Here is a 15,635-nt window from a genome sequence, read left to right on the forward strand (position 1 = left end):
TGTCCGCCTAAAGCTTAACTAATTGGGTTCTGTTCCCCAAATCAGTTTTCCTTGATGATATAATGTAATTTTTTTCGTTGTTTTAAACGTATTTGATTGAAAAAAGGAATAATCGCCGCTTTGTGCATAATTACTCCAGTCATCATTGTGAAGACGAAGCTGAATATTCCCTGTGCTTGCTCCCGGTGACAGCGTTCCTGTTTTAAAACCAAGTTCCAGATAGGTATCTGCACCTTGCTTAGGTTTATGCAGCGTCACAAATTTGTGGGTCAGATTGCCGCATCCAATCTGCGCGTAGTCACAGTCAAAGTTTTGGCCCTTGTTTTTCGCGTTATACCAGTAACGGGCAGTGACATCTTTTAAATCAACCGTCGCATTGCCGTTATTTTTTATGTGAAGCTGCGGGCGGATTTGGTTGCTGTTCACACCCCCATCCCCTGCTTTGTATTGTACAGAAATGCCGTTTTCCTGTGCGGGGTTATCTTGTGCTGGCGTTTCAGGGCGTTCTTTCGTTGAATCTTTGTTGCCGCGAATGTTTTCTCTTACGAATGTTCCTGAAGCAGTTAAATCTGTAAGCGGCCAGCCGCCTGTTTTAGATGCTCCCGGCTTTAACGCTGAGGATGATTCCTGCTTATCAGAAAGATTCCAGTTCACCCAGCTGATGTTCTTGCTGTCGAGATAATTCAGCCATTCCCGCGACTGGTCAAGGAATACACCGCCATTTCCAGACGCGTCGCTTGTTCCCCATTCCGTCACGAAAATAGGCGCTCCTTTACTGAGTGCATAGTTTGCTTTATCCCGTATAGATTGGCCGTGTGTGCCGGCATAAAAATGAAGCGCGTACATGACGTTTGCATCTTTTAGCTGATCATCGGCTGCATCATTCACATCTTGGCTCCATGTACCGGTTCCGACAATGATGATGTTGTCTGGATCATTTTTGCGGATAACGGAAATCACTTCTTCCGCATACGGTTTAATATCACGCTTCCAGTTCACGTCACCGTTTGGTTCGTTTGCAATTTCATAAATGACGTTTGGCGTGTTTCCGTAAAGACTTGACATTTCCTTAAAAAAATCTTTTGCCTTCTCTTTATTTTGGTTTGGGTTGCCATCATTTAAGATATGCCAGTCAATGATGACATATATCCCAAGTTCTTTTGCCGCTTCAACCGCTTCTTTTACTTTATTTTTCACGGACGGATTATCAATATAACCGCCATCTGCCGTATACATCGCCGCGCGGAAAACGGTTATGCCCCAATCGTCTCTCAGCCATTTTAAGCTGTCTTTATTGACAAAATCGCCATACCATTGCAATCCATGTGAACTGATCCCTTTCAATTGTACCGCTTTGCCGTCCCGGTTTACGAGCTGTGTTCCTTTTATGCTAAGCTGCCCATTCTTGGCTACTGGGGTTTTTGTCCCTGCTGCAGATGCCGGCGAAGCCTGCAAGCCGCCCATTGTCAATACCGTAATCAATAAACACGTAATAAAAATAGAAATTGACCGTTTCATATCTGATCTTTTCCTCCTTCGCATCATTTTTGGCTCTTCACTTCTTATGAGCTCGAACTCATTGTAAAAATCTTTCTCATGATTGTCTATCAACCTAATTTCTTGTTTTTGGGAGGTTTAAAAGCCTGTCAATTTGCTCTAACTCTATTGAATAAGACACACCTGACACATATAGAACAAAGAAAACTGGACTGAATCGGGACTTTACACGTTATTTTTCAATCGAATCGAAAAATTAAATGTATTTCCGACGTAGACGCGCTAAATGTGATGAGTCTCAATATGGCATTGAATCTTATGATTGTAATAAGACGAGCCCTTGCCCGTCCTTGTTAATTTAAGGTTGATGTAAGGTTCGGATTAATACGGGTTAAGGTTGGAGTTGTACAATAAGATTGTACTTCAGTGTGGGATTCAGCCAGAAGAATTCCCCCTTCAATAAATCATAGAGGTGAAAAGGTTTGAGAGAAAATAAAATTTTGTCTTCATTATGTTACTTCAGTATATTTTTTGCGCCGTTTCTGTTTCCGATTATCGTCTATTTCTTAAGCCAGGACGATGTGAAAGATCATGCGAAAAAATCTTTGTGGACGCATCTGATTCCTTATTTGATTTTTGGAATTGGCATCATCGCTTCAGGTTTACTTGGTATGAATGATATCAGACATGCCGGGCCTTTCCTGCTTGCGACTTATGCTGTTACATTCCTTGTGGCGATCTATTTTTTCATTTGGAACATTGTCAAAGGAATCAAAGTGTTTTCGGAACAATAGGAAAAAACGGTTCTGTTATTAATCAGCAGAACCGTTTTTTTTGTATAGCCATTATGATAATTGTATATCTATCGTTGTCCCTTCTCCCGCGGTGCTGTGAATGGTGATGTCCCCTCCGTGCTTTTGGATAATATCCTTTGCTATGGCCATTCCAAGACCAGAGCCTGCATGCGTCGTTCCTGTATTTGTCCCCCTGTAATAGCGATCAAACACTTTTTCCAGCTCCTCTTCTTCTATCCCTTTGCCGTTGTCCTTAATTGTCACATGAGTTCGTTCTTTTTGTTCAAGCTGTACAACGATCTTCACATCGGGATCATTGTGAACGAGGGCATTTAAAATGAGATTCGTGACCGCTCTCCGAATCAATATCGCATCAAGGTTCAGCATCAGTTTTTCCAGGTTCGTTTGAAGCTCAATGGACTTATCCGCATATCTCGAATCGTTTAAAATATCAATTAACGTTTCCCGCAGCAGCGATACAAGGTTTACCCGTTCTTTATTTAACATCACATCGTTGTTTTTCAGCCTTGTCGTTAAATTTAAATCTTCCATCACATCTTTCATATAGAGCGATTTACTCACAATGATCCGGGCGTAATCTCTGATCTGTTCGACTGTGAGATGATAATTCGGATCTTTGATGATTTCTGCATAGCCTTGAATAGATGCTAATGGTGTTTTAATGTCATGAGAAATATGACTGATCCACTCTTCACGCATTTGCTCTAATTTATCTTTTTCTTTTTTGCTTAAAGATAGTTGTTCCGATAAGTGATTGACATTATAGAACACATCTTTATAAATGCCTTTGGATTTCATTTTGATCGTATAATCTCCATTAGCTAACCGCTGGATTCCTTGAATGACACGGCCGAGCGGTTTTGTGAGCTGCCGGCTGAATAGATAGCCAATGAGTAACGCGATCAATGCATCTATTGATAATAATATGATGGTTCCTGTATTGAACTTCGTCACAAATTCCTTGGTATCATATGAGAGGACAAATTTTCCGAGAGAGGGATTTTTAAACCCTATAAAGTAACTGTACTCCTTGCCGTTTACTTTTTTTCCGCCGGCGTAAATGGTTGATAATAATTGTTCATCCTTATATTTATGTAAATTTACAATTTCAATAGGCGTATATTTTTTCTTCAGTCCTTTAGGTTCTCTATCATGATAAACATCCTGTCCGTTTTCATCTAATATTTGAATCCATGCATTCTGCTCTTTTAAAGCTTTTTGGCCCTCTTTGTTTACTGCGATACCATTGTTCGATAACGTGACATATTGTCCGAATGATCTTGTGAAAGTTTCCGGTGTACTTTCTTCGTCATGTTGGCTGTTCGCCTGTAAAACGAGCCAAAACATAAAAATAAATAAATTAATGAAGACTGTAATGATGGTCACTATGATGACAGATACCATGTATCTGCCTGTTAATCGCCAATTCATCCTTACGCATCCTTTACAACAAATTTGTAGCCTAACCCTTTCACAGTGACGAGAAAGTCTGGTTTTGATGGGATGTTTTCTATTTTCTCACGGAGCCTGCGTATATGAACCATCACCGTATTGTCAGAACCGAAAAAGTCTTCTCCCCATACAGCTTGATAGAGTGTTTCTTTACTGATCACCCGATTGGGATGCTGCAGAAAATAGGCCATAAGCATAAGTTCTTTAGGTGTTAGCTCAATAGCCGCTCCATTTTTGGTGAGCTCGGCTTGTTGTTGGTTTAATTCAAATGGCCCTTTTTTTATCACGGTTCCGGTTTGAGAAGGCTGTAAGTAAGAGACCCGTCTCAGCTGCGCTTTGACCCGGTATGCGACTTCTTTCGGGCTGAAAGGTTTTGTAATGTAGTCGTCCCCGCCGATGGCAAGTCCTACAATTTTATCCGTTTCCTCCCCCTTTGCAGACAAAAAGATAATAGGAATGTGTGAAATGTCCCTTATTTGCTTGCAGATATCATAGCCTTCACCGTCTGGCAGCATGATATCCAATATCACAAGATCGGGATTTTCTTGATGAAATTGAGCCAATCCGTCACGGGCAGTTGAAGCGGTCACTACGCGATCAATGCCTTCTCTTATTAATACGGTTTTGATCAGTTCCGAAATTTCTTTTTCATCGTCTATGATTAATATTTTGCTGTGAAGCCGTGACATATATTGATCACTCCTTGAAGTCATTGTCATTATTATACCCAATGTCCGTGTATCGTTAAAAAATCAACATTCTCTCCCACAGAAAATAAGCCAATTTTCTTTTCCGAGTAAGAAAATTGGCTTAATGCAATGCTGATGCCTTTAACGTTTTACAACAAATGTTGTCACGCTTTGAGCCGGCAGATGGGCCCAAAAATGATTATCCGTTACTTTGAGATCCGTTCCAGGTTGAAGATTGCTGCTGCTGCTCGTGATCCATCTGGATACTTGCGAAGCAGATCCATTCTGCAACACGAAGTTTTGGTTGACCCCTGTGTTATTTTTATTAATGGCAACAATCACAACTTTATTGTCTCCTTTATAGGCTGACACATAAACATTCGGCTCAGGATTTTTCGTTGCATCAATCCTTACATAGCCAGGGCGCACAAATTTTGAGAAATGAGCCATATTGTATCCGCGTTTGCTGATCGTCCCATCTTCTTTCATCGGGCCGTATGATCTGCGGATGTACCACCACACATAAGCTTGAAAATCTCCCTCTACCATTGAATGATGAATATGCTCTGAAACACCTAAAGCCTCAGGCCATCGATCCGCCGAGTTGTTATCACTGTTCGGATAGTATACTTCCGTCATCCAAAGGTCCTTCCCCGCTCCTTTTTGTTTGAAAAGAGGATAAGGAAACTGACTGACCTGAGTGCCGTACAGGTGGGTTCCGAGGATATCCATATTCCTAAGCGCCTGCGGATCGTTCAAAATGGGGTCCGATATATTTTTCAGGTATTGAAATGATTCCGGCGCAATCACACGGGCATTAATGGAACCGACATTCTCTCTCATGAAACGCAGGATTTCTTGAGGCGTCCACCATGTCCATTCGTGAGCGTAATCAGGCTCGTTCTGCATAGAAATCGCATACAGATTCACACCATTACTCTTCATGAAATTAACGAAATCGTTAAGATGCTGTGCGTATGCGGCGTACTTATCGTATCTCAGCCGCTTAGCTGATGTGTCACCATTATGATTGAAAGTCTCAACCATATCGTTTGGCGGATTCCAAGGGGAAGCAAAAACGATTGCTCCGTGTTTGATCGCACTCTTTGCAGTCTCCACTTCCTTGTACCAATTATTTCTATTCTCATCTACATGAATTCTTAAGACCGAAAAACCTAACTGATTCTGTCCATTGCCAAAAGCGGTCTCCCGTTGAGCCGCAGTCAAGTCTCCAATCCAAGCCGGGTGATTCATTCCTCCAAAACCGCGAATCACTTGTCTTTCTGCAGATATATTAACTGTTGCATCACTTGCTGCTGAAACTTCAGTAACTCCCGGTCCTAACAGCATGACGGACAGCATTGTGAAACATACCAATAATACACAAAATGGTTTTTTTACGCTCGACATCATTTTTTCCTCCCCTTCATTTATCTTTTATAGACTTAGAAAACGTACCTTTGCTTATCTTTGTGTAAACTGCCAGTAATCAACATTAAACAAGTTTCCTGTACCAGTTCCGGTAAATACAAAGAATACGTTGTGAACACCGGATGCGCCGCTTACCGCAGTTTCTATTTCTCTCCAGGATTGCGTTCCGCCTGTGGAAGGGACATTCAAGGTTCCGACAAGCTTACCGTTTGCACTGTCTAGTCGCACTTCTATTTTTCCGCCGAGAGCGGACGCTACATTTGCTTTAAACGTCCTGGCACCGCCTGACCCGAAATCTGCATTTCCTACAGCAATCCAGTCTCCGTTATGAATGTTTGTGACATGTTGATTATTGACCGGCCCGCCGGGTGCTGAGGATGCCTCTGTCAAAATCCGTCCGTTCCAGGCAAACGTTTCCGCTTCTACCCGGTTATATGGATTCAAGTTGGATAGCTGTTTGACACCTGCAAAATTTGCCGCTACCTCTTGCAGGGAGCCATCTGGATTATGCACAAGCTTATTTATATGGGGAGAACGGTATCCTTTGCCGGCCCCGTAAAGAGCGGAGCTGACAGTTTGAGTATGATACACCACATACCACTCGTTTTTAAAATTGAAAACAGCATGGTGATTGTTCCCGCCGCCTCCGAAAAATGCTCCCGGATTTTTCAGAAAGTGCCCTCTATACGAAAAAGAATTCATAGGACTTGAGCTGGTCATATAACCGATCTCACCTGGAGGTTTATCGGCCGGGTGCGCGCCCCCGAAATTGATACAATAGGAATAGTAATATTTTCCGTTATACTTATGCATTCCCGAATCTTCAAACATAAAAGGCGCATCAATCGTAGATGCACTTCCGGCAACACTGGTCATATCAGGCCCTAATTTCATGACTCTTGCTGTTTTAGGATTGGCCCATTGTCCCTGCGTTGGATTTGAACCGCCCGGAACGCCTCCGCCGGCATATAGGTAACCGGTACCGTCATCATCTACGAATACTGCCGGATCAAAAAGCCATACAACACCGGACATTCCTGGTGTACTTGGCGTCACCAGCGGTTTTCCGATCGGATCTGTCCACGGACCGGTCGGGCTGTCTGCGGTGAGAACCCCGATACCTCCGCCGCCGTTTGCGAAATAAAGGAAAAATTTATCCTTACCGTTGATCTTTTTCACCGCGGCTGACGGGGCCCATGATGCTCCTGCCCATTTGGCAATCCCCCGGCCGCCATTCACCCCATTGGCACCCGCTGCGGGAATCGCTCCGTGATCTGTCCAGTTCACCATATCCGCTGAAGATATGACGGATATTTTATTCAAATTGGCAAATGAATTATCCTTAATCGTGCCGTCGCTATTATATTCATAGTCATCGCTTGACATATAGATGTAGACTCTTCCGTTATAGGTCAGCGCAAACGGATCCGCGCCCAGATGATGGTCGATAAGCGGATTTGAATTCCCAACATGTTTTGCAATTGGAGTGCTGGCAGCATACGCAGACTTCCCAGTGAAGCAACTCAATAATAAAGCAAGGACCCATAGGCATACGCAACATTTTTTACACATAACTTAACGCTCCTCCTTTTTCTTTAAATTCGGGGAACTTTTACCATTTGAGAACAAATTGCAGTACCGGCAGTAAAAAGCAGACTCCGCAGTTAAGAAACTCAATAATAGAGCTAGTACCCATAAACATACGCTACACTTTTTTCTAATAACTTGACATCCTTCTTTTTCCTTAAAATGTATGATGATTTTTTTACCATTTGATGACAACCGGTCATGGAGAACGGCTCTGGAGTAAGCCTTGCGAACACAGGAGTATGACTCTCGCCTTTTTAATAAAAAACGCCGCTGAGTGCCAGGCCAGCGGCGTTTTACACTTGATCATTTACATTTTGTCAAACTTCGTGTCGCCAGCAAACGATCCTATTGACAGTTGTTCTTCAAGAACAAGTCCGTGATGATGCCGTTCTTCAATCCGTTTAATAATAGATCGAATTGCATCCGTATTTTCTTCGATATTGTGAGGTTCAAAGATCGTCACGTGATCTCCTTTTAATTTGTACTCAAGATAATGCTGTGCTGTTGATTGTGTCCAGCCCCTATCATCGGTTACATCGCCGCATAGCAAATGATGGATGTTGGCGTTAACGGCGCCGGAATTGATCAGTTCATTGTGATACGCAAGATAGCCTCTGATTTTATCCTTAATCGAAGGAATGGTTAATATTTCTCTGTAGTAGTCCGGAATAATGTCCATATTCAGATGGACGATCTCTTGGATTTCCTCTTCCGATAAATGAGTTACCGAATCGGTGATTTTAGAATCCAGCATAATCACATCAGATACGGTGCGCCCCCGCTTTTCTAAGGCTTTGGCAACCTCAAAAGCCAAATTCGATCCGGAAGAGTAACCAAGCAGAACAAAAGGCCCTTGTTCTTGAATGCTTATCATGCTCTCTGCATACCGGTCAACGATCTCTTTCCCATGAGACGGATCTTCTAAGAAATCAGCGGCATAGATGGTGCTGACGCCGTCAAGTCTTTTCGCCATTTCATTATAAACGAGTCCATACCCGATTAAAGGCGGGAAACAGAACACAGGGATTGAATCTTCCTGATTCAGCTTGACGAATACGTTATCCGTCTCGGATTCGAAAACGGCCGCTTGAATGGCGCGTGCCATTGTTTCGATGGTAGGAAAATCGTATACGGCTTGATAATGCATGTTGATTCCCATACTGGCGTTAATTTGATGAATGAGCTGCAATACTTTAAGTGAATGGCCGCCAACGTCAAAGAAGTGATCTTTAATCCCGGGGTCAGGCAGAGCTAAAATATCCTTCCATATATCGGCCAGCTGCTTTTCAATTAACGTTCCTGGCGCTGCGTATTCGGTTCCGGTAAGCCTATTTCCCTCAGGAGCCGGCAACGCTTTTCGATCGATTTTTCCATTAGCGGTTATCGGCATCTTCTCTACTTGTACAAAATAAGCCGGAATCATATACGTGGGCAGATTGTTCAGCAAATGACGCTTCAGCTGCGCCGTATTTAATGACTCGTCTCCTGACAAGTAAGCGCACAGCTGTTTTGAGCCCTCTTTTTCAATCGCGATGACGACCGCTTCTTTGACAGCATCGAGTTGTAGTAAAGATGCTTCGATCTCGCCGAGTTCTATCCGGTAGCCTCGGATTTTCACTTGATGATCAATTCTTCCCAAATACTCGATATTGCCGTCAGGCAGCCATCTTGCCAAGTCGCCTGTACGGTACATCAGCTTCCCTGCTTCATATGGGTGAGCTGCAAACTTCTCAGCCGTCAGCTCCGGGCGGTTCAAATAGCCCCGTGCGAGCCCGTCTCCGGCGATACACAGCTCTCCTGCCACACCGAGCGGTTGAAAATATTCCGATTCGGGGTGTACGATATACAATTGAATGTTGGAAATCGGTTTACCTATCGGAACTGAGTTAAGCGTTTCTCCCGCTTCGCATTCAAAATACGATACATCGATCGTCGCTTCGGTCGGCCCGTATAAATTGATGATTTGAGCCTCACCCGCCGGTGTGATCAAGCGATGAAACCCGGCAACGTGCGCAGGCGTCAAAGCCTCGCCGCTTGCAAATACATATTTTAATGACGCCAGCTTTCTCTTTAATTCCTCTTCGAATTTCTGCTCCATGGACTCAAGAAAAGCATGCAGCATCGCAGGCACAAAATGCATAACGGTGACATTTTTCTGCGCAATCGTATCTAAGATGACGTCAGGGTTCTTTTCTCCTCCGTTTGGAAGCAATACTGCTTTAGAACCAGTCATCGACCACCAGAACAATTCCCACACCGATACATCAAAGGTGATTGGGGTTTTTTGCAGAATGACATCCTGCTTATCCAGCGGGTAATGTTTCTGCATCCAAACGAGACGGTTGATTACGGATCGGTGTTCCACCATAACCCCTTTCGGTCGGCCTGTTGATCCCGAAGTATAGATAACATAAGCTAAGTGATTCGGTCCGGCCGTCTGTTTCAAGTTTGAACCATCTTCCCAAGAGAATCGCGGATCTTCCAGGTCAAGCACTTTTCCCGTAAAAGGCACGCTTTTCCTCAAGTGACTCTGTACTAACAACAGCTTCGTATCCGAATCCTCCAATATATAGTGAATCCGTTCTTCCGGATAGCTCGGATCGATCGGCACATACGCGCCGCCGGCTTTTAAGATTCCGAAGAGTCCTACGATCATTTCCAAGGAACGTTCGGCCATAATCCCGACCGGCTGATCCGGCTGCACGCCTTCTGATTGCAATGTCCGGGCAAGTTGATTGGCTCTTTCATTCAGTTCCCGGTATGTCAGCTGGCTTTCCCCGTATACGACAGCCGTTTGATCAGGCGTACGCTGTGCTTGTTCCTCAAACAATTTATGAAGCGTCTTTTCCTTTGGATAATCTGCTTCCGTATCATTAAATGCCTCTATAAGGAGCAAACGTTCATCCCCCGTAAGTATATCCAAGTCTTGGACGCGAATCGCCTGATTGTTCACCATCTGCTTAATGATTTGCATAAAATGCTCTTCCATCCGCTTGACACTTGCATGATCATAGACGTTGCTATTGTATACAAAATGAATGTCGATTTCTCCCGCGGGCATGACAATGAAATTGAAATCGTAATGGGTATGCTCTTCCATATGGAAATTGATAATGTCCAGCGCGTCACGATTCGGTTTCATATGCTCCATTTGTTTCTCGACCGGATAATTTTCAAATACCATGATATGACTGATCAGCTGCTGCTTTTGTTCGGTTTGAGCCTGAATTTCATATAACGGAAATGTATCATACCCTTGAGAAGCCAATGCCTGCTCCTGGCTCATTTTCAACACTTGTTCCACAGTCATTCCAGGCTGAGCGGTAATACGGACGGGAATGGTGTTGATAAATAAGCCGACCATGGACTCGATACCCGGAATTTCTGCCGGGCGGCCGGATACAACCGACCCGAAAACGACATCCTGACTGTTGTTGTACCTTTGCAGCAATAGTCCCCACGCACTTTGAATGAACGTATTCACGGTGACGTGATGCTTGCTTGCAGTCTGTCTGATTTCTTCTGACAGCTGTTTTCCGAGCCGGCATGCAAGCCTTTGTTTTTGATATCCCTTGGCTTGGTTTGAGACAGGTTCTTTCAGTAAAACAGTTTGTCCTTCATAACCGTCCAAATATTTTTGCCAATAGGCTGAAGCGTGCTTATGATCCTGGTCTTCCAGCCATTCGATATATCGGCTGTACGGGGTGACGACTTCCCGCTCCGCTTTTCTTCTATCAAGAATCGCATAATAGGTTTCAAATACTTCATTCGTAATAAGAGGCAGACACCAGCCATCCATTAAAATATGATGGAAGCTCCATATCAATCGGACTTGGTCATCCTCTGTACGAAGGATTGATACGCGCATTAATGCATCTTGGGTAAGGTCGAATCCTCTTGCCTTATCTTTTTGTACAAAGCCGGCAATGAACTCGTTTCGTTGTTTATTCTTCATGCTTCGAATATCTTCAACAGTTATTTCGATCGGTTTTTTTCGGAATACGATCTGCAAAGGCTGATCTTTCCATTCCGTATAAAAATGAGTCCGGAGAATCTCATGTCTTTCCGCCAGCTGCGACAAACTCATTGTAAATGCCTCGATATCCAAGTCGCCTTTGAGATCAAAAACGGCTTGTTCAAAGTAAGCTCTGGAAGCCGAATCGATTAAACTATGGAACAGCATACCTTTCTGCATGGGAGTTAATGGATATATATTTTCAATCTCGCCGATATGCTGTGTTTGCTGAACAAATTGATCTAATTCCTCGATTGTTATGTCCTTCAGTGAGATATCGCTTGGCGTCAGGTGAATGTCTTCTTGAGCTGCGCAATGTTCGATGACTTCTTTTAGGCTGTTCTTTAAGAGAGCTGCACATGTTTCCATCGTTTCTCTTCGATATTGTTTACCGCTGTAACTGATGGCCAATGACAGCCGGCCGTCTGAGATCATGCCGTTAATGTCAAGCGTATAGGCAATGGGATGTCTGTCGCTTGCAATTTTCCCTCCGGAGTAAGGAGATACTTCGATTCCTCCATTTTCGAAATCTTGATCAAATTGTCCGAGGTAATTGAAGCTGATTTCCGGATGTCCGGTCCATTCTGATGCCTTCGGATGATCGGACGAATATTTCATCAGGCCATATCCTATTCCTTTTTGGGGAATCTGACGCAGCTGTTCTTTCACCGTCCTAATCCGCTGGGAGATGTCCCGGTCTGCCTGGATTTGAAAAGAAACCGGGTATTGGGTTGTGAACCAGCCCACTGTACGTGAAATATCAACGTCTTGAAAAATAGATTCCCTGCCGTGTCCTTCCAGATGAACATGAATTTCTTCATGCCCCGTCCAGCGATGAACAGCCATTCCGAGTCCGGTCAGCAATAAATCATTAATGTCAGTCGTATAGGCCCGGTTCGATTTTTTTAATAAATGCTCGGTTTCTTCCTCTGTCCATTGGACGATGATTGTTTCCCGGTCTTCGGCCAGACCGGTCTCCTGCTCATTATCCTTTGGCAATTTGTGTTGCGAGATATGTTTCTGCTCAAGCCAATATTGATTTTCTGCTTCAAATTCCGGAGTTTCTGCATAATGTTTCAATCGTTCAGCCCATAACAGATAGGAATCCGTCTTCTTAGGGAGCGTGAGCGCTTCTCCGTTTTGGAGCTGCTCATAAGCTGACGTTATATCCTCAAGTAAAATCCTCCACGATACGCCATCTACAACCAGATGATGAATCGCAATCAGCAAATGATCGCCATCCTGACATTGAAACAATCCCAGTTTCATGAGCGGTCCATCGGCTAAATGGATGGATTGCTGAATGTCATTTGCTATCGTTTCTATCGTTTCGGCAGGGTTGTTTTCTTCGAGTAAAGAGAACACGTCGAGGCTGAATAATTCTCCTTCACTGATCCCGCGGGTTCTGGCTTCGTATTCATGATCTCCCTGAACATAGACCATGCGCAAAGCATCGTGATGCTCGGCAATCTTCTTCATGACTTTCTGAAGCTTCGATTCGTCCAAACCCCCTTTAAAATAAAGCATGACAGATTGATTATAATGATGCGGATCAGGGTATTGCCGGGCGAAAAACCAATGCTGAATCGGCGTCAATAAGGTACGGCCTTTGATCTCCCCTTGTTCTGCGATTCGGGTAACGGGCTCAATAAAAGGAGCAAGCCCGGAGATCGTCGGGTGTTTGAACAAGTGTTTGATGTCAAGCTTATACCCGGCTTGATATAAGCTTGAGGTCACCTGAATCGACTTAATCGAATCTCCTCCTAGCTCAAAGAAATGATCATCGATTCCGACCTGTTCTGCGCCTAATACCGATTCCCACACCCCGGCCAGTATTTTTTCCAGTTCTGTCCGCGGAGCTGTATAAGGATTTCCAGTGAGATTTCCCGTTGGAGCAGGCAGAGCCTGACGATCTATTTTTCCGTTGGAAGTAAGCGGCATCGCTGCCAGCTGTACAAAATAAGCAGGGATCATATAGGACGGAAGTTGCCGGGACAGGCGCTCCCGAATTTCGCCTGCGGTTAAAGAATGCTGTGCGGTATAATAGGCGCACAAGGATGTTTCCCCGTTGGTTTCTTGTGCCGTAACGAGAGCTTCTTGAATCGGCGGTATTTGGAAAAATGCGGATTCGACTTCCCCGATTTCAATGCGGTAACCGCGGATTTTCACCTGGTGGTCGATCCGGCCTAAATATTCAATATTTCCATCCGGGAGCCGCCTTGCTAAATCTCCCGTCCGGTACATTTTCACCTCTGGCACAAAGGGGTGCTGCAAAAATCTTTCTGCTGTTAATTCCGCTCTGTTCAAGTATCCTCTGGCGATGCCGTCCCCGCTGATATAGATTTCTCCCGGAACGCCGGCCGGCACCGGCTTCATGCTCTTATCCAGCACGAAAATGTTCATGTTGTCCGCGGCGGTTCCGATCGGCACTGATTCCCGTCTGTCGTTTTGCGGATCAAAGGAATAAATCATACAGCCGACGACTGTCTCTGTAGGCCCATATTCGTTAAAAATTTCGATTTTTCCGCCGAATTTCCCGCTGATGCTACGGGCGAGCCGCGTGCTTAAATTGTCACCGCCGACAATCAATTTCCGAATGGTGCACTCAGCAGGGATATTCATCTCTTTCAATAACTGCAAGTGCGCCGGGGTCAGCTTGATAATATCCGTCCTTGAATCCTGAATAATGCAATCAAGCAAGGCAGCACTGTTTTCTCCTCCGTAGACAATAATGGAATTTCCTGTAATGAGCGGAGTGAAAACAGACGTTATCGTCAGATCAAAAGCGATGGACGAATATAGGGGAAAGTTGGTTTTTTCCCCTTTGACATAGACCCGGCGGGCCCACCAAATATAATTGGTTAAGCCCTGATGCTCAATTGCCACTCCTTTAGGCTTGCCTGTGGAGCCTGACGTATAAATGACATAAGCCAAATCCTTCGTACTGCTGATCGGTTCCAGGTCAGAGCCGTCTTCGTGGTAAGAGCTTTCCTGATCGAGGAAAACCATTGTGCCCGCAAGTTCCAACTGTTTTTGAAGATGGCTCTGCGTCAGGATGATATCAGCTTGGGAGTCTTCTACTATATACTGTATGCGATGCTTCGGATAATCCGGATCAATTGGCACATAGGCCCCTCCCGCTTTTAAAACGGCCAGTATTCCCACGACCAGTTCGATCTCATGCTCGCAAATAATTGCAGTGAGCCGGTCCGTCTTTACCCACTTTTTCCTTAACGTTCGGGCTAATTGATTGGCACGTTCATTGAGCTGACGATATGTGAATTGCTTTTCTCCGTAAATAACGGCTGCTTGATCCGGTGTTCGTTTCATCTGTTCTTCGAATAACTGATAAACCGTCTTATCCCGCGGATATTCAGTTTTCGCAGTTTGAATGTCAACGAGAAGTGTATGTGTCTCCGATTCTGGCAAAATATCCACTTGGCCGAGGGGGAGGTCAGGCTGAAATAATATGACAGAAAATAGCCGGTTTAAATGTCCGAGCACCTGCATCATATACTGACGGTCATAGACTTGTTCATTAAAACATAATTTTAGGTCAATCAAGTCTTCACCCATAGCAAACTGAAATAAAGCATCTGCAGCAGCCGTTTCTATGAAACCATCAGAATGAATTTGCTCTAGTGAAACAACTGTATGGATGATCGGCAAATGATTTGCATTGTAGTTCAGCCTCAGCTGTCCGGCCATTTTATCAAAGGGAACGTCCTGATATAAGATCGCTTCGTCCAACGTATGTTTCAATTCATGGAAAATTGATTTAAACGTACTGCCGGAATTGATATGCTGTTTGATTAACATGAGCTGGTCTGAACGAAGATCTTCATCAGTTTCGTCTTCAAAGGTTGGAACCCCTGTAATCACTCCCTCATCCCCCGTGTATTTGTATAAAAGGGATTCAATTCCGACCAGGAGAACCAGATAGACGGCCATTGGCGTTTGGTTCGTCATGGTCAGGATGCGCCGTGATACCTCCGCACTCAATGAACTGTGAATACAGTCAGATCCGCTTGTTATATCACGCTTTACTGTTGAGTCGGACACTTGAAACGAAGGGAATGCACCGGGACGGTCTTCCGTGTGAAACATTCGGCCCCAGAACAACTCCTGTTGTTTGAATTCTGACAT

Annotated in this window: 7 protein-coding genes; 1 reads left to right on the top strand and 6 read right to left on the bottom strand. The window is 44.3% G+C overall.

What is annotated here, in order from left to right; translation table 11 throughout:
• Positions 1-18: 18 nt before the first annotated feature.
• Positions 19-1,518, bottom strand: a complete 1,500-nt coding sequence (locus L3V45_RS08975) for a cellulase family glycosylhydrolase (RefSeq protein WP_236837356.1) — start codon at positions 1,516-1,518, stop codon at positions 19-21.
• Between the two features lie 461 nt (positions 1,519-1,979).
• Here L3V45_RS08975 and L3V45_RS08980 point away from each other — a divergent pair, with 461 nt between their 5' ends.
• The gene (locus tag L3V45_RS08980; protein ID WP_070081898.1) at positions 1,980-2,291 is read left to right on the top strand and encodes a magnetosome magnetite crystal formation protein family; all 312 of its coding nucleotides are present in this window, start codon (positions 1,980-1,982) and stop codon (positions 2,289-2,291) included.
• A 51-nt stretch (positions 2,292-2,342) separates the two neighbouring features.
• Here L3V45_RS08980 and L3V45_RS08985 read toward each other — a convergent pair whose 3' ends face one another.
• From L3V45_RS08985 to L3V45_RS09005, 5 genes are all read right to left on the bottom strand, one after another.
• Positions 2,343-3,743, bottom strand: a complete 1,401-nt coding sequence (locus L3V45_RS08985; protein WP_014305089.1) for a sensor histidine kinase — start codon at positions 3,741-3,743, stop codon at positions 2,343-2,345.
• Between the two features lie 2 nt (positions 3,744-3,745).
• Entirely contained in the window at positions 3,746-4,453 is a 708-nt protein-coding gene (locus L3V45_RS08990; RefSeq protein ID WP_073982052.1) for a response regulator transcription factor, read from the bottom strand.
• A 141-nt stretch (positions 4,454-4,594) separates the two neighbouring features.
• Complete coding sequence (locus tag L3V45_RS08995; protein WP_236837357.1) at positions 4,595-5,866, bottom strand: glucuronoarabinoxylan endo-1,4-beta-xylanase XynC; 1,272 nt, start codon at positions 5,864-5,866, stop codon at positions 4,595-4,597.
• Between the two features lie 51 nt (positions 5,867-5,917).
• Entirely contained in the window at positions 5,918-7,456 is a 1,539-nt protein-coding gene (locus L3V45_RS09000) for a glycoside hydrolase family 43 protein (RefSeq protein WP_003153930.1), read from the bottom strand.
• Between the two features lie 325 nt (positions 7,457-7,781).
• A complete protein-coding gene (locus L3V45_RS09005) occupies positions 7,782-15,635 on the bottom strand; it encodes a non-ribosomal peptide synthetase (RefSeq protein WP_236837358.1) in 7,854 nt (2,617 codons plus the stop codon).

It is taken from the genome of Bacillus sp. R45, assembly GCF_021729365.1.
In the GTDB taxonomy this organism is placed as follows: Bacteria; Bacillota; Bacilli; order Bacillales; family Bacillaceae; genus Bacillus; species Bacillus velezensis.

What these genes read in the sequence shown, in the direction of transcription:
- L3V45_RS09000 (WP_003153930.1), bottom strand. Translation starts at nt 7,456, where the DNA reads ATGTGTAAAAAATGTTGCGTATGCCTATGGGTCCTTGCTTTATTATTG.
- L3V45_RS08990 (WP_073982052.1), bottom strand. Translation starts at nt 4,453, where the DNA reads ATGTCACGGCTTCACAGCAAAATATTAATCATAGACGATGAAAAAGAA.
- L3V45_RS08975 (WP_236837356.1), bottom strand. Translation starts at nt 1,518, where the DNA reads ATGAAACGGTCAATTTCTATTTTTATTACGTGTTTATTGATTACGGTA.
- L3V45_RS08995 (WP_236837357.1), bottom strand. Translation starts at nt 5,866, where the DNA reads ATGATGTCGAGCGTAAAAAAACCATTTTGTGTATTATTGGTATGTTTC.
- L3V45_RS09005 (WP_236837358.1), bottom strand. Translation starts at nt 15,635, where the DNA reads ATGTCAGAATTCAAACAACAGGAGTTGTTCTGGGGCCGAATGTTTCAC.
- L3V45_RS08985 (WP_014305089.1), bottom strand. Translation starts at nt 3,743, where the DNA reads ATGAATTGGCGATTAACAGGCAGATACATGGTATCTGTCATCATAGTG.